Below are 15,536 nucleotides of genomic sequence, written 5' to 3' on the forward strand. Positions count from 1 at the left end.
CAAAAACCCAGCCCACAACAGCAACACACATCGCATGGCGATCTCCGTCAGTTGCCGTAAAAGCGAACGGGGTATGGCGTGTACGGCGTGCCCTTGCCCAGGAAGCGTTGGCGAACCTCGCGGGCACGCTCGGTTGCTGCCGCCTGGCGGGCTAGTTCCAGTGAGGCCGCACGGTCCTGAGTGAGCTGAAGTAGCTGAGTCTGGATCGACTGCTTGGCCTGCAGGGCCAGCAGTTGGTTGGTGGCCTGCATGGCCTGCAGCGCGCCGGTGGCCGACTGGCTCTGCCCCACCAGGTCAGCTAGCGCACCCTCATCGTCGTTGAGGTTGCGGGAAACCTGCGCCTGTATACGCATAGCCGTATGCAGGCCACCGAGCGTGTGGGCCCAACGTTCCTGAGCGTCCCGGTACATCTGATCGCCGCTAACGGTGGCTGCGTATTTTTCCGGATACAGCCGCGCAAACTCACGATCGAGGTTCTGTACGTCGAAGGCCAGCCCCTGCGCCTCGGCGATCAGCTGCTCGCTTTTCACCAGCGAGGCGCGTAGCCGATTGACGACGTCGTAATCGAGGCTGGCGAGGTTCCGCGCCTGATTAACGAGCATCTGCGATTCGTTCTGCAGCTGCTCGACCTGGTTATTGATCTGCTCCAGCGTGCGAACCGCTGTCAGTGTGTTCTGCACGAGGTTGGTTGGGTCAATTACCGTCATCGCCGATACCGGCAGAAAGGTCAGCAACCACCACGCAGCAGCGAGGGACGAGAAACAAACGCCTTTGCTCATGGGGCGTTCTCCTGTGCTCCAGCGGAATCGACAACCGCTGCGGGTGGCGCGGACGACAGCAACTCAGCCGCCCAGTCGAGGCCACGATGACGCAGCCAGGCCGCGGCGAAGCCCGGCACACCGGCCTCGTGGAGCGCGCTATCGATGGCGCGCTGGTCCTGGGGGGTCGAAGCGCCGGCGAACGCAAGCGCGACCGGCCCCAGATCGAGGTCGAACAGGCGATTGCCCGCGCGGGATTGGTAGTAGTAGTCGCGTTTGGGCTGGGCAGTGGCGACGATCTCGAGCTGCCGCGCATTGAGGCCGAAGCTATCGTAGATGGCGCGGATCTGCGGCTCGGCGGCCTGCGGGTTGGGTAGGAAGATACGGCTCGCGCAGCTCTCGATGATCGCCGGGGCGATGGTCGAATCCTTGATGTCAGCCAGAGATTGCGTGGCGAAAATCACGCTGACGTTCTTCTTGCGAAGGGTCTTGAGCCACTGGCGAATGCGCGCTGCGAACAACGGGTCGTCGAGGAACAGCCAGGACTCGTCGAGGATCAACAGCGTCGGCGCGCCATCGAAGCGCTCCTCCAGCCTCGCAAACAGATAACCCAGCACAGCCAGCACCGCCGCCTTGCTGTGCATCAGATCTTCCATCTCGAAGCACTGCACATCGGCCATGCTCAGGTAGTCGAGATCGGCATCGAGCAGCTTGCCGTGCGCACCACCGAGCACGTAGGGCGCCAACGCCTGACGCAGCGCGTTCGACTGCAGCAGCACCGACAGGCCGGTAAGCGTACGCTGCTCAACGGGCGCACCCGCAAGGCTGCCGAGCGCCGACCAGATCGCAGCCTTTTCCTCAGGACCGGCAACCACACCTTCCTGAAGCAGACGCCCCTCGATCCACTCGGCCGCCCAGCTGCGACAGCACTCCTCGTCGATGCGCGCGAGCGGCTGGAAGGCAATCGCGCCATCGGCGCCCAGGTCATAATATTCGCCGCCCAGCCCCAACACAGTCGCTCGCATCGAGCGCCCCATGTCGAAAGCGAAGATGCGCGATCCCGGGTAACGACGAAACTGCATCGCCAGCGTCGCAAGCAGGACCGATTTGCCCATGCCGGTCGGACCGACCACCAGCGTGTGTCCCACATCGCCGATATGGGTCACCAACCTGAACGGCGTGGACCCCTCGGTGCGCGTCACGATCAACGGCGGGCCGTCGAGGTGGGCGTTGCGCTCCGGCCCGGCCCAGACGGCGGACAGAGGCATCAGGTGTGCCAGGTTCAACGTCGAAACGATGGGCTGGCGCACGTTGGCGTAGGCGTTGCCCGGGATGGACGACAGCCACGCCTCGACCGCGTTGAGGCTTTCCGCAATGGTAACGAAGCCTCGGCCCTGGATGACGCGCTCCACGCTGCGAAGCTTCTCGTCGGCCAGGTCGGCGTCCGCATCGAGCACCGTCACGGTCGCAGTCAGGTAGCCAAAGGCAACCTGGTCACTGCCCAGCGCCTGAAGGGCGGCATCTGCGTCGGTCGCCTTATTGCCGGCGTCGGTGTCAACCAGCGGGCTTTCCTGTTGGAATAACGTCTCGCGCAGCAGCGCCAGCACGCTTTTGCGCTTGGCGAACCACTGGCGGCGCACGCGACCCAGCTCGCTCTCCGCTTCGTCCTTGTCAAGACAGAGGAAACGAGAGCTCCAACGATAGGCAAAGCCCAGCCGGTTGAGGTCATCCAGAATTCCCGGCCAGGTCGAGTTCGGGAATCCGCGCAGCGTAACTACCCGAAGATGCTCACCGCCCAACATGGGCGCCAGTCCCCCGTGCAGCGGCACGTCGGCCAACAGCACGTCGAGGTGAAACGGGACTTGCGGGACGCCGACGCGATGACGTCGGGTCGAGACGGTCCCGTGCAGGTAGCTCAGCGTGTCGCCATCATCCAGCCAGTCGATCTCCGGCATGACGCCCGCCAGCAGGTCGAGGATCCGCTCGGTCTCGGCAATGAACGCCGTGAGGCGCTCGCGCCAGTCCACGCCGGCCGACGAGCTGTTTTCATAGATCAACTTGGCAGCGCGGGCATGCGACTCCTCTGGTGGCAGGAACTGCAACGTGAGGTGGTAGCGGCTCTCAAAGTGGTTGCCGGTTTGCTCGAAGGTCGCCCGTCGCTCCTCATCAACCAGCCAGGACAGCGGCTCGGGGAAGTTCGACCTCGGATACGCGGCCACCGGCCAGCGGTCGGCTTCCACGAAGAGCGCCCAGCCAGTGCCAAGCCGGCGCAACGCATTGTTCAGCCGCGCCGTCGTCGCGACCAGCTCGCCCTGCGTCGCGCTGTCGAGGTCGGGCCCGCGAAAGCGCGCCGTGCGCTGAAACGAACCGTCCTTGTTCAGTACGACGCCAGGTGCGACCAGTCCGGCCCAGGGCAGCCAGTCGGCGAGCAGCGCTGGGCGCTGGCGGTATTCAGTGAGATTCAGCATTGCGACGGCCTCCCCCTCACACGTCCAGCAGCGGCTTGTGTTTGAGGTGTCGGGCAAACACCTGCATGAACTGCGGATCGACGCGCGCGCCCCAGACGGCCAACGCGTGGCCCATCAGCCACAGCACCAATCCGGGCAGCCAGAGTTGCAGGCCCAGTCCGACGGCCGCCCCCAACGTGCCGTTGACAATGGCCACGGTGCGGGGCGCCCCGCCCAGCAGGATCGGCTCGGTCAGTGATCGGTGCAGCGGAACCTCGAAGCCCGGCAGGTCGACGTCGGCGCTCATACGACTGCCCCGCCGGCGAAGCTGAAGAACGTCAGGAAGAATGAGGACGCGGCAAAGGCAATGCTCAGGCCGAAGACAATCTGAATCAGTTTTCGGAAACCGCCCGAGGTATCACCAAACGCCAGCGCCAGGCCCGTCGCGATGATGATGATCACCGCCACGATGCGCGCCACCGGTCCCTGGATCGATTCAAGGATGGATTCGAGCGGCCCTTCCCATGGCATTGACGAGCCGGCCGCCCTCGCCGTGCCGGCGGTCGCCAGCATAACGGCGGCCAGCAACAGGCCGCTCTGGACAGGCGCGGCCAAGCGGCGAAGGCGCCCCAGGCCCAACAAGGAGCATGAGGACAAGCGGGAAACAGAGGCATGTGCAGATTTCATGGCAGTTCTCCAAGCGAGGTTGAGGGCAACGAAGAAGATGCGTTTGAGAAGGCGGGCAATGCGTCCTGTGCATCCGTTAGGCGGTAGCCCGTAGCGTCGTGACCGACGACGCAGGCGACACTCTCGATTCGGCGAAGGCGGCCGCGGCCAGCGATGACGATCACCACGTTGACCGCCTCGGCAATCAACGCTCGAGGCGGATTCACGGCGACTTCCAGCACCAACTGCTCCAGCCGCAACAGCGCGCCCAGAGCAGAGCTGGCATGGATGGTGGCGATCCCACCGGGATGGCCGGTCCCCCAGACCTTGACGAGATCCAGCGCCTCCCCGCCGCGCACCTCACCCACCACCACGCGGTCGGGACGTAGCCGCATCGTGGTACGCACCAACTCGCGCATGGACACCACGCCCGCACGAGTGCGAAGCGGTACGTGATCGCGGGCGGCGCATTGCAGTTCAATGGTGTCCTCAAGCACCAGGACCCGATCACCAGTGGTGGCAATCTCGGCGAGCAGCGCATTGGCCAGCGTGGTTTTACCGGTACTGGTGCCACCTGCAATCAGGATGTTCCTGCGCTCCCGGACCATCTCGCGTAGGAAGGAGGCTTGGGCGTCGGTCATCATTCCGTCTGTCACGTAGCGCTCCAGCGGAATGACGCCCACGGCCCGCTTGCGCAAGGCGAAGGCGGGACCCGGCGCCGCGGGCGGCAGAATGCCCTCGAAGCGCTCGCCGGTTTCCGGCAGCTCGGCACTCAGCAGCGGCTTGCCGCGGTGCACCTCCACGCCGACATGCGCAGCCACCAGGCGGATGATGCGCTCGCCATCCGCTTCGGATAGCTCAGCGCCGAGCGGCGCGCGCCCCGACGACAGTCGATCCACCCACAGCGTCCGGTCAGGGTTGAGCATGACCTCGACGACGTCGGGGTCTTCGAGCGCAGCAGCGATCAACGGCCCCATGGCAGTGCGGAGCATGGCGATACGCCGGTCGAGCGAGACTGCCTGGGTGGCCTGGGTCGCAGCAGTCATTGGCCTTGCTCCCGTGTTCCGTCCGCCGCCCCATCCAGGAGCTCACTCACCGAAGAGCGGTCCTCTACCAGGTCACGCACGAGGCTGCGGCCCCGCAAGAGGTGGCGACCGAGCTGCTCGACGAACTGCTCGAAGCGCGCCTTGCCCTGAGCCTTGGCTGCCTCCTGATGGGCTTCGGGCACTGGTGTGCTGACGGTCAGGAAGTAGCGGATAAACAAGGCCAGCGTCTCGATCTCGATGGCCTGGTCGCGCTCAAGGCGCTCGAACTGCCGCGACAGGCGATCCAGCCGCTTTGCAATGGCGGCTTCGCGTTGGTCGCCGGCTTCGGGCGACAACCAGGACGCCAGCGCCGCGGCGACGATGGAGGACTTGGAAACACCCTTCTTGGCGGCCAGCTCGTCCAGGCGGCGGGCATGCTCGGGTTGAATGAACAGGTTGAGGCGGTACTGGCTCATAGCTGGACTCCGTCGTCGGGATCGAGCGCGGCCTGCCGAGCAACACGCTGCATGCCAGGATCGAGCTGGCGAGGCAGAACGGGCGGCAAGTCGCCGTCATCGAGCAGAGCCAAGTCGTTGCCGGAAGGCGCCTGCTCGGGGTCGTAGGTGACGGTCTCGGAAAGTTCGGGCTGCCGCCGCGGCCCGCCCTCGTCGGCAACGCCGGACACGAGGCAGTCGCTGCACTCCGACGGCGCTGGAGCTACCGGCAGTCTCAGATCGGTCCAGTCGTCTTCGCGCCCTGGCGGCGCATCGGCGTAACGCCCCGCCGCGAGGATCGGTGGCGGCAGCACGCGCCGCTTGAAGTTGGCGTCGCTGTAGTAACGCAGCTTTCGGGCCTTGATCGGTGCGACGCTGGCGACCATCACCACAGCCTCGTCCGGCGGCAGTTGCATCACCTCGCCCGGCGTCAGCAGCGGCCGCGCCGTTTCCTGACGCGAGACCATGAGGTGGCCCAGCCACGGAGCCAGTCGATGGCCCGCATAGTTGCGCTGCGCACGAAGCTCCGTTGCGGTACCCAGCGTTTCAGAAATGCGCTTGGCGGTGCGCTCGTCATTGGTGGCGAAGGTCACGCGCACATGGCAGTTGTCGAGGATGGAGTGGTTCTGCCCGTAGGCCTTGTCGATCTGATTGAGTGACTGCGAGATCAGGAATGCGCGCAAGCCGTAGCCGGCCATGAAGGCCAGTGCCGACTCGAAGAAATCCAGCCGGCCCAGCGCGGGGAATTCATCGAGCATCAGCAGCAGCGTGTGACGCCGCTGCACGCCATCGCTGCCGTCGAGTGATTCGGTGAGGCGTCGCCCGATCTGGTTGAGGATCAGGCGGATCAGCGGCTTGGTGCGGCTGATGTCCGAAGGCGGCACTACCAGGTACAGCGACACCGGGTGCTCGGCAGCAATCAGGTCGGCGATGCGCCAGTCGCAGCGTGAGGTCACTTGGGCCACCGTTGGATCGCGGTACAGCCCGAGGAACGACATGGCGGTGCTCAACACACCCGAGCGCTCGTTCTCACTTTTGTTAAGCACTTCGCGGGCGGCGGACGCCACCACCGGGTGGGTCTCGTCGCCCAGGTGCCGCGTCGTCATCATCCGGTGCAGCGTCACCTCGAAAGGGCATTGCGGGTCGCTCAGAAAATTGGCGACGCCGCGTAACGTCTTGTCCTCAGACGCGTACAACACGTGCAGGATGGCGCCGACCAGCAACGCATGCGAAGTCTTTTCCCAGTGGTTGCGCCGCTCAAGCGCGCCTTCCGGGTCCACAAGAATGTCGGCGATGTTCTGCACATCCCGTACCTCATGCGCACCCCGACGCACCTCCAGTAACGGGTTGTAGGCAGCCGAAAGCGAATCGGTGGGATTGAACAGCAGGCAGTGCGAAAACCGGGAACGCCAACCGGCGGTCAGGTTCCAGTTCTCGCCCTTGATGTCATGGATGACGGCCGATGCCGGCCAGCTCAGCAAGGTAGGAACCACCAGGCCGACCCCCTTTCCCGAGCGAGTCGGTGCAAACGCCAGGACATGCTCGGGTCCCTCGTGGCGCAGGTAGTGGTCGCCATACAGGCCCAGGAACACGCCGGCCGGACGATCCAGCCCCGCCTTGCGGATGTCTTCAGACTCGGCCCAACGCGCCGAGCCGTAGGTCGTGACCTGACGCGACTGACGTGCGCGCCAAACCGACATGGCGATGGCGACACCCACAGCGACCATGCCGCTTGCTCCGGCAATGGCACCGCCGATGTCAAACACCTCTGGCGCATAGGCGCCGTAGAAAAACCACCAGCCAAACAGGCGCCAGGGGTGGTAGATCGGCATCGCAAAGAGTTCGAACCAGGGCAAGCCCAGGCGCGGGTGATAGCCCAGCGCTGCGGCGGTCCACTGCGTCGCGCCCCACACGCCGGTGATGACGACACCGAACACAACGGCGATCTGTCCGAACAGTACGTTCGTCCCAATCATCACTGCGTCCCCCCTTGGCATAAAGCAGCCCATCACCGGGCTGCTTGGGGGGAGATTCGGTGCCGTTCCGGTGCCGGTCAAAGACCGTTATCGGGACAACACTGGACGAAAATGCATCAATGGAAGCGTGGGAAAGTGGCAACAAAACGCCGCAAGCGTGAACGCGTTGCGGCGTATTGGTCGGACCGTAGGCGTTTTCCGAGGGCGGGTAACGCTTAAAACTTGGGCCGCTCTTCTGGCGGTGTGTACGGCACTTTTCCGTCCCCCAAGAACCGCCTGCGCGTGGCTTCGGCAACACGATTGCACAGGGCATCACCGAGCTTCGCGCGGTCCAGCTTGCATTGCGGGCGCAGCTCCTTCAGCCGCGCGGGGTCAGCCGCCAGCTCGTCAACCGTCGGCAGCTGCGCCTGTGGCTTTTCAGCCTCGCCGCAGGCCGTCAGTGCCAATGCACAGAGTATCGGTGTCAGGGTTCTCATGGCTCGTTTCCTCTGGGTTGCAGTTACAAATCGAAGGCGTTTGGCATACGTCCGATGGTCGCGCACCGGGAGCAGCTGACAGACAGAACAGCGCGTGGAGGCCGTCAGATTCCAACACCACGAGACCTCCCAACGTCCCAGGAAACCGCGTTGCCCCGTACCGTCGCGGCAAGCTGCTGACCCAACCGCTGCTCGATGACAGGCTTCCACGGCACCAGGCTGAACGCCTTGCTATCCTCCAACACGGCGTAACGTCCGCTGGCGAGCATGACGCTGCGGCGATAGAGGCCCGCCACGCGTTGCCCTTCCTCCAAAGGCCGGTGCTCCAAACCGGTTTCGGTAGCGACCTGCTCAGCGACCTGGCTCAGCTCCCGGCCCCGTAGCGTTGCCAGGAGATTGCGCGACAGAACCACGCGTTGTTGCTGCCGCTCGGCCAGCCCCTGCTCCGCCAGAAAATCGGCGCGTTGGCGCAGGGCCTGCTTCACCTCGCCAGCGAATCCGAGGTCACCCAGCCCTCGCCCACCGCCGATCAGTTGCTGGTCAAGCCAGGTGGCACCAATGACCAGGGCCTGCCGTTCGATCGGTAGATGGGATTTCAGCTGGACGGCTGCTTCGCCCAAGCGCTTCGCGTCGTATTGGCGGCCCCGCTCGGGTAGATCGGCCGGTACCTTCCACAGTCCGTCCGCCACGCGCTCGACGATGCCGGCTCGGCGCAGCGCCTCGAGGCGCCGCACGTGGGCCGCGACCTGTTCCTGCGGGTCACGGTTGCCTTTCGCCTGGCCCCGGATGATCGCCAGGTGATGGTCTGACCGGTACAGACCATCCGCTGCCAGCCCGGCGATGGTGCGATCCGTCTCCCGGATCTCGGCCGAGCCACGCACATCCACCACCGACCCAATGGGGTAGCCGGCCAACTCGTCGCGAGCGCTGAGGGAGACGTAGTGCGCCTTGCCATCCAGGCCATCGACGACGAGATAGCCCCGGTCACTCAGCTCATCGGACAGGCCTTTGGCAACCACCCGGCCTGTTACTGCAACCCCGTCCTCCCCTGGCTCGAATACGGCCAACTGGCGCGCCCGCCCGCTCATGGCACGCTGCAAGGTGCGAATGATGTCGCCTCGTTCACCCAGCGTGCGCAAGGTGGTCTGCGCATCGGCCTCAATCGACCATGTGCCGGGCCGGATCTCTTCAGCCAGTCCCATTTGCTGTAGCTGCTGGAGACGGCCGATCAGCAACAGACGCTGGCGTTGCAGCGACGGCTGGTTGAAGCGTTCGATTTGCAGCATCCGCTCGGGCCCCGCTTCGCGGGACAACGTGCGATCCAGGCTCGTCCAGCGCTCCTGGTCCACCTCGCGCTGCAAGGTCTGCTGTATCTCCAACTCGGTGCGCGGCCCTAGCCATTCGCTGGCCAGTTCGGCGGCCCGATGGCGAAAGCCGTGGGCGATGTAATCGCTGGCGATGATAAGGTCCTTGCCGGTGTCGTCGCGCCCACGCAGGACAAGGTGCGTGTGCGGGTTATCGGTGTTCCAGTGGTCCACCGCGACCCACTCCAGCCGCGTCCCCAGGTCAGCCTCCATACGGCCCATGAGCTGCCGGGTGTAGGTGCGCAAATCGGCCAGTTCGGCCCCGTCCTCCGGCGCGACGATGAAGCGAAAATGGTGGCGATCGTCAGCACAGCGCTCCCTGAACCCGCCCAGATCCGCCTCGTCCCTGTCGGGTCCGTAGGCCCGGCCTGCTTCGCCGTCGCGGCCCGCCCCGTCGCGCTCGATATAACGCAGATGCTTGGCCAGCGATCGCGGGCTGGCCTGGCGCTGGTTGACCAGCAGGGTCTTGATGGTCACACGGCGCGAGAAAGGTGTGAGCGAGGCGCCTGCAAAGCGCGCCGCCGTGTGGCCTCGCCCCAACCGCGAGCCGGGCCGCTGACCGGTGTACAGGCCCTTGCCACTGGTCAAGGCCGGACGACGTACCGCCGACTTCCCACCCGCTTTGCCGACCTGTTTGAGCACGTTGGAAACGAAGCCCTTGTCGCGGCTCTTTGGCGCACTCGGTCGCAGGCGGAAGTCGTCGTCGCGGCGGTCGGTCATGCCTTTGCCCTCGGCAAGTCAGGGCGCAGTCTGGCGCACGAGGCACGCCAACATGCCAGCGTTGGCGCGCGTTGCACGCTATCTACGGCACGGCAAGAACGCAGTCGCGTGCCGCGCCTCCCCCACGTGCAGACTGGCGTTGCGACCGACCGGGTGCCGCCCCCTTTTGTCTTGCCTTCCGCATTTTCCAGTCGCACGTGCTCAAGGTGTCCACGGCTCGACGCAGCTGTGCCACTCGCCGCCAGGCCACCGGCGAACACGGTGGCGGCCGCCAACTGTTCACGCGCAAGGCAAGACAGCTGCATGCAGGACGGCTGCGCCGGATGCACTTGGTAGCGCGATCCGGCGCGCTTCATTTGTCCATCTCCAGCAGGAGCGGATGTCCGATACCGAGCACGGCGGACGCCTCAACCGGCCCGAAATATCGGCTATCGAACGACGCCGGGTTGGTCGTGCTCAGCAGGAGCAGCTCACCGTGACGGAGCCGTCGGCACCCCGACCAGGCCCGCAACGGCCGACCCGCTCTGTCTGCGACACGCGCTGCAGCCACGGTCACGCCGTCGATGCGCACGATCCGGTCAGCGATGCACACATGCTGCCCAGCCACCGCGGCCACGCGTTTGAGCAAGGGAATGCCGATCGGCAGGTAGCCGCGCTGTGCTGCCAGCGAGGCGCTGGCATCCGGGAGGTGGATGAGCACGATGCTGCCAACAGGCGACGAGCCAGCCTTCCGTCCTGCCGGATCGATCCGATACCAGCCAACCGGCACGCTGTCCGAAGCGTTGTAGACGAACCGGGCATCGGGCCGCATGAAGACCGACCAGGCCAGTGCCGCAAGGCCACAGGCGGATAGCGCTGCGACTACAAGGCGAGCGCGGCCTCGTGAACATTGATGCGCGATGGCATTGCTCATCACAGCAGTGCCCTCCTCGCCAGCCAGGCGGTGTGACGCTCGGCGGTGTAGACGGGCATCGCCAGCCGTGCGGCGAGCCGGTTGTTCAGCATTCGCCAGTACGCAGGTGATACCGCTGCAGGATCGATACCCTGCGCCTCAATGGCATCCATCAGCGGTAGCAGGGCATGCACGGCATGCTTGCCAGTGGCGTGCAACAGCAACCTCGCCCCAGGCAACACACCGGCAATGCGTTGCGCCGCGTCACGTTGCGAGCACGCCTGCATCACCATCAGCTGCCAGCTAACCGTGCCGTAGTCGTTGGCCTGCCAGCGAACGCGGCAGAAGATCGCGCCCGGCAGGAATACCGCAATGCGCCGCATGGGGTCCAGGCGGGTAATACGCGCCGGATCACCGAAACGCAGGTAGACCTGGATGCGCTGCGGTGCGTGGACCAGAGATACGCGCGTCAGCGGCGTGGCGTCCGCCTGGCCGCAACATGCGGAGATTGATGGCGGCGGAGCCGGTGTGGCAGAGACTGTCGGTGTGATCATGATGTCTTCTCCGGAAACTCACGCTCCAACAGCCCGCGCAGCAAATCGGCCACCGTCATGCCCTGGGTGAACGCCGACACCTTGATCCGGGCGCGCAAGGCGGGGGTGATGTCGAGGGTCAGGCGCGCGCTGTAGAGATCGCGTTTATGCAGGACGCTGACGTCTCCCTGGCGAACCCAGGCTTCGGCATGCGGGTTCGCGGGAGGCCGCGCACCGAAGGCCGTGCGCTTGTCGCCTACACGGGTCATGCCGTCCACCCCAGTAACTCGTCCACCAGGGCGGTGATCTCGCGCGCGGCAGCGCTATCGGGGGCTGTCTCGCGAGCAAGCCGACCGGACGCCACGCTGTCAGCGAAGACTATGCGCTGGCGAACCTCAGCACGCAGGGCCGGTAGCGGTTGCTCGGCCAGCGCCTGGCGCGCTTCGCGGCCGATGATGGTGGTGCTGATGCGACGGTTGATGACAAACGCTGCCGCAAGCTCGGGGCGAAACACCTGCGCTTCGAGAATCAGCGCAACCATCTCATCGCTGGCCCAGAGGTCGTACGGGCTGGGTTGAACCGGGATGAGGACTTGGTCGGCAGCCAACAGCGCAGAGCGTGCAAGCGCGGCGATGCGGGGTGGACCGTCAATGACGATGTGATCTGCGCGGCGGGCCAGTTCGGGCGCCTCCTGGTGCAGCGTTTCGCGAGCAAGGCCCAATGCGCTGAACAGCCTGGGCAGGCCCTGTTGCGTGCGCCGTTGCGTCCAGTCCAGCGCCGAACCCTGCGGGTCGGCGTCCAGCAGGACAACATGCTGGCCGCGTAGCGCTAGTTCACCGGCAATGTGCGTGGCAAGCGTGGTCTTGCCGACGCCGCCTTTCTGATTGAGCAGCGCAATGATCATGACCTGCCCCTCCTCTCCCTGGAGCGGGCCAGCGCGTGCCGTTTTTCGGTTATCCACGAGAACGGGGCGCTCTTACAAAAAGTTAGAGCTTTTAAGTTAGATAAGTTAAAGGACGCTCGGTACCGCGCGGGCTCTGGTCTGTAGCCGGTTCGGCACGCCTGATAGCACGATAGGGACACGCCCGATAGCACGATACCCGACACGCCTGATAGCACGAGTCCATCCACAGCTTTTACCGCGACTATCCCCGTGCCGTGGACGACACGGGCCGGAACGTAAGCAGTTCCGTTCTGCTCTCCGGAATGCGCTCGATGCCCAGTACGTAGCCCGGCAACGACTGCCGCGCCACCAGAGTGCGCAGATCGCAGGCGAAGTCGTAGGGCCTCGCAGTGCTGCCCGACTTGCGGTGTAGATGGCGAAAATCGAACTGCCAGCCCTCGGCCTGCTTGCCGCCGTGTTTGCGAACCAGGCGGTATAGCCAGCGTTCGATGCCTCCGGTGAGTCGGAAATACGCCGGGTCGATGGTCAGGACCAGCGCTGCGTCCAGCACGCCCGCGAAGAACCAGTCCGGCAGGATTAGCTCGATGCCCAGTGGCGTACCGCGGGCGTCGGCCAGTTCTTTCCACTCGTTGATCCAGGAAAAGCGATGCAGACGCCGCCCGGTCGTCTCGCGAATCGATGTCGCGACTGTGGTGGACTGCAGGCGATCCAGGGCGGCTTTGAGGCGCTGGTAGTCGCGTAGCGATACACCGCGGCCGATGAAGCGCAGGATCTCGTAGGGTGTTGCTCGCATCAGGCGTGACGGAGCGATGCCGGCATCGCGCGCTGCAACGATCTGACTGGCGGCCCAGATCAGAATATCGGCATCCCAGATCGTGGCGATGCCGTGCTCCTGGGTTCCCTCTACGCGCACCGTTACGCCAGTGGTGCGAAAGTCTATCGGTGTTGTGCGCCGTGACTTCGATAGCGAGAAAAACGGATACGCCATGAGGTCCTGGCTGTCGCGCGGCGCCATGTCGCCCGGCAAGGCGCGAAACAAGTCGAGCTGGGCACGCTCGGGCACGGAGCTGGCCATCAGGCCGCCAATCAACGCGCACGGCTGTCAGCCGAGTGCTGCTCGGCATACTCGGGGTCGGAGGTGGCCTCGAAACTGTGAAGGTCGGCCCAGGCGTCAAGGTCGGCGATGGCATACATGACGCGGCGACCAAATTTGCGAAAGCGCGGGCCACCGCCGATTACGCGCTGCTTCTCCAATGTGCGCGGTGACAGACGAAGGTAGGAAGCCGCCTCGTCATTGGTGAGGTAACGCTGCTGCTGGACAGCAGCAACGGGTTGCATCGATGTGCCAACGGCAACAGCAGGCCGTACGGGAGCAGGTCGCATAGGGTAAGCCTCCATCGTTCAGGACAGCCGGCCACACCACTACAGCCGGATGGAGCCAGTCTCAGAGAAGCTGGGCACCCTGCTCAGGGTCGTCTTGGGGAGTGGTCGGAACGGCCCTCCCCGCACCCGTCGAGCTGTGCCAGACGCCGGTAGCCCACGAGCATCAGCATCCGGCCCCGCCGGACCAGGCGGCGCACCTTCGAGCGCAGGCCCGCGTCGGCGTGCCAGCCGTGTGTTACCGCCGCTGCACCGAAGAGCCCGGCGGCCACCTCCCGCAAAGAGGCGCCCGCCAGACTGGCGTCAAGCGCCTGCAACGTATGCAGTTCAAGCAAGGCGGTGGCGCTCGGCCGAGCGAAGGTCTGGCCGGGTAGCGCGGCTTCAGAGGCACCGGCCAGGTTGTTCAGCGCGTCAGAGATGGCGCGCGAACGAAAGCCCGGTTGGGCCCCGGGGCGCATCGCTATGACGAACGCGTCGCCGTCATCCAGGCCAGGCGCCATCGCCAACGTGACCCGGCAGCCTGGAGTACTGGCCGTCAAGCGCAGACAGCGACCGTCATGCATCAGGCCCTTGCGGCCTGGAATGCGCCAGAAATCAAACGCTGCGGCATCAGGGATGGGATCAAGGTCGGGATGGAGCTGAACCAGCCCTGGATGGTCGACGAGCCAGACCGGATCCGCGTCGCGCGCGTCCAGGCCAGGATCTTCCAGCATGCGCAGCTCCCAGCGCCGCGCAGCCACCGGCCGGCGCTGCGGATCATGCCAGTCGCGCCGGTACTCAGGGTTTCTGCGCAGATACTCCCAGGCCAGAGCAGGCTGATCGAGGTGCAGCACGTAGAGGTAGGCAGCAGTGGGAGACCCTTGCCCGGCGTTGCGGTGAGCCATCGGCCAACCTCCGTGCTTCGAGATGGTCGCCCTCGACTCGCAACACAAACGGAGGGTCTTCACACAATGCAAAGACCGATGACGCCGGGCGCCGGCCGGATCATCTGCTCGTAATTTCGCTTCAAGGACGTGCAGTGCTGAGCCATCCTGCAGTTTTGAGGCGTGGAAAGATGACCCGATAGGTCGGGTTTCAGTCCGGAGATGACGTAAATGGCGATTCAGACCGCGCCGGTCTGAACGCTTACGGTTTCACGTGAGTACGCCGTTGCTGAAATGTGAAACCGCACAAAACCGCCGACCTGCAGTTGCGATTGTGTGCCCTGCCGCGAAAGCACGGATCCGTATTCGGGTGAAGCCGTAATAGCGCCAAAGCGTAAATCTGGCTTTGCGTGTTTCCGTAAAACCGCAGAACCGCTTCCGAGCTTCTGATCAAAACCGGCATGGATACTTTGCGCAAAAGCATCAAAGAGGCGAGTTATAACCGAATCGGTTTGCGTATAGCGGCGACTGAGGAATAGCCGAACGCCTCTGTCCATTCAGGTCGACGGGATCGGCCGAGCGAAGCTGATAGGAACGTGCAGCGAAGCGGAAAGAAACGACCAGCAAAGGCGAGCGCGTGTGCAACGCCCAAGTGAAGCCTACACAAGTGCCCCGCCGCAACGGGCGGGGCTAGTTGAGTTGAGTTGGTCAGGCCACTGACTTGCTGCGCGACCAGATCAGGTTGTGCGTACCGTCCTCCTCCTCGATCAGGCGGGCGTAGATCGGCGCCGGAAAAGAAGGGTCGTCAAGGGTCACGGATAGGTATGGCCGCTCTGCCTGGCTGACTTTCTTCCAGGCTGCGCCGATGTCGAAGCCGCTGGCCGCCTGGATGCGGTAGTCGGGTTCGTTCTCGCCGCCCCTGTCGTTGGGAATGAACCTGGCCTTGACGTCCAGCGTCAGGGTGCGAACAGTGCCGGTGAAGCCATCGTTCTGAGCGGTAAAGGTGCCGATGTTGGCCATGATGATTGCTCCTTTCGG

At 64.8% G+C, this 15,536-nt stretch carries 17 protein-coding genes; all 17 read right to left on the reverse strand.

The genetic code is table 11. The features are described 5' to 3' along the window. Window positions 1-47: 47 nt before the first annotated feature. Window positions 48-779 (reverse strand): P-type conjugative transfer protein TrbJ, encoded by a 732-nt coding sequence (gene trbJ, locus AC4LFW_RS11575; RefSeq protein WP_128118924.1) that lies wholly within the window; start codon window positions 777-779, stop codon window positions 48-50. Then, window positions 776-3,226, reverse strand: coding sequence for a conjugal transfer protein TrbE (gene trbE, locus AC4LFW_RS11580; RefSeq protein WP_128118923.1), 2,451 nt, complete (start codon window positions 3,224-3,226; stop codon window positions 776-778). Before trbE ends, trbJ begins: the two co-directional genes overlap by 4 nt. A gap of 16 nt (window positions 3,227-3,242) precedes the next feature. After that, on the reverse strand, window positions 3,243-3,512 hold the full coding sequence (locus AC4LFW_RS11585) for a VirB3 family type IV secretion system protein (protein ID WP_128118922.1): 270 nt from the start codon (window positions 3,510-3,512) through the stop codon (window positions 3,243-3,245). Further along, window positions 3,509-3,892, reverse strand: a complete 384-nt coding sequence (locus AC4LFW_RS11590) for a TrbC/VirB2 family type IV secretion system protein (protein WP_491819208.1) — start codon at window positions 3,890-3,892, stop codon at window positions 3,509-3,511. The genes AC4LFW_RS11585 and AC4LFW_RS11590 overlap by 4 nt, the downstream gene beginning before the upstream one ends. Continuing rightward, window positions 3,889-4,917, reverse strand: a complete 1,029-nt coding sequence (gene trbB / locus AC4LFW_RS11595; RefSeq protein ID WP_128118921.1) for a P-type conjugative transfer ATPase TrbB — start codon at window positions 4,915-4,917, stop codon at window positions 3,889-3,891. The genes AC4LFW_RS11590 and trbB overlap by 4 nt, the downstream gene beginning before the upstream one ends. Beyond that, a complete protein-coding gene (locus AC4LFW_RS11600; RefSeq protein WP_241508957.1) occupies window positions 4,914-5,372 on the reverse strand; it encodes a CopG family transcriptional regulator in 459 nt (152 codons plus the stop codon). Before AC4LFW_RS11600 ends, trbB begins: the two co-directional genes overlap by 4 nt. Continuing rightward, on the reverse strand, window positions 5,369-7,366 hold the full coding sequence (locus AC4LFW_RS11605) for a conjugal transfer protein TraG (RefSeq protein WP_491820211.1): 1,998 nt from the start codon (window positions 7,364-7,366) through the stop codon (window positions 5,369-5,371). Before AC4LFW_RS11605 ends, AC4LFW_RS11600 begins: the two co-directional genes overlap by 4 nt. Window positions 7,367-7,581: 215 nt before the next feature. Continuing rightward, window positions 7,582-7,842: an EexN family lipoprotein gene (locus AC4LFW_RS11610; protein ID WP_128118920.1), complete on the reverse strand. Its 261-nt coding sequence runs from the start codon at window positions 7,840-7,842 to the stop codon at window positions 7,582-7,584. A gap of 104 nt (window positions 7,843-7,946) precedes the next feature. Then, complete coding sequence (locus AC4LFW_RS11615) at window positions 7,947-9,926, reverse strand: relaxase/mobilization nuclease and DUF3363 domain-containing protein (RefSeq protein ID WP_128118919.1); 1,980 nt, start codon at window positions 9,924-9,926, stop codon at window positions 7,947-7,949. 352 nt (window positions 9,927-10,278) lie between these two features. Continuing rightward, window positions 10,279-10,839 (reverse strand): S26 family signal peptidase, encoded by a 561-nt coding sequence (locus tag AC4LFW_RS11620; protein WP_128118918.1) that lies wholly within the window; start codon window positions 10,837-10,839, stop codon window positions 10,279-10,281. After that, window positions 10,839-11,372 (reverse strand): DUF2840 domain-containing protein, encoded by a 534-nt coding sequence (locus AC4LFW_RS11625; RefSeq protein WP_128118917.1) that lies wholly within the window; start codon window positions 11,370-11,372, stop codon window positions 10,839-10,841. The genes AC4LFW_RS11620 and AC4LFW_RS11625 overlap by 1 nt, the downstream gene beginning before the upstream one ends. Further along, window positions 11,369-11,620, reverse strand: a complete 252-nt coding sequence (locus tag AC4LFW_RS11630) for a chromosome partitioning protein ParB (RefSeq protein WP_128118916.1) — start codon at window positions 11,618-11,620, stop codon at window positions 11,369-11,371. The genes AC4LFW_RS11625 and AC4LFW_RS11630 overlap by 4 nt, the downstream gene beginning before the upstream one ends. After that, window positions 11,617-12,255 carry a ParA family partition ATPase gene (gene parA, locus AC4LFW_RS11635; RefSeq protein ID WP_128118915.1) on the reverse strand — a complete coding sequence of 213 codons (639 nt, stop codon included), beginning with the start codon at window positions 12,253-12,255 and terminating at the stop codon, window positions 11,617-11,619. Before parA ends, AC4LFW_RS11630 begins: the two co-directional genes overlap by 4 nt. 241 nt (window positions 12,256-12,496) lie before the next feature. After that, window positions 12,497-13,330 (reverse strand): replication initiator protein A, encoded by an 834-nt coding sequence (locus AC4LFW_RS11640; RefSeq protein ID WP_128118913.1) that lies wholly within the window; start codon window positions 13,328-13,330, stop codon window positions 12,497-12,499. An 11-nt stretch (window positions 13,331-13,341) separates the two neighbouring features. Beyond that, a complete protein-coding gene (locus AC4LFW_RS11645; RefSeq protein WP_128118912.1) occupies window positions 13,342-13,638 on the reverse strand; it encodes a helix-turn-helix transcriptional regulator in 297 nt (98 codons plus the stop codon). Between the two features lie 83 nt (window positions 13,639-13,721). Further along, window positions 13,722-14,519: a DNA -binding domain-containing protein gene (locus AC4LFW_RS11650; protein WP_128118911.1), complete on the reverse strand. Its 798-nt coding sequence runs from the start codon at window positions 14,517-14,519 to the stop codon at window positions 13,722-13,724. A gap of 687 nt (window positions 14,520-15,206) precedes the next feature. After that, window positions 15,207-15,518 carry a DUF736 domain-containing protein gene (locus AC4LFW_RS11655; protein WP_128118910.1) on the reverse strand — a complete coding sequence of 104 codons (312 nt, stop codon included), beginning with the start codon at window positions 15,516-15,518 and terminating at the stop codon, window positions 15,207-15,209. Window positions 15,519-15,536: the final 18 nt, after the last annotated feature.

The sequence above is a fragment of the Stutzerimonas sp. C6.4V genome, from assembly GCF_058536345.1.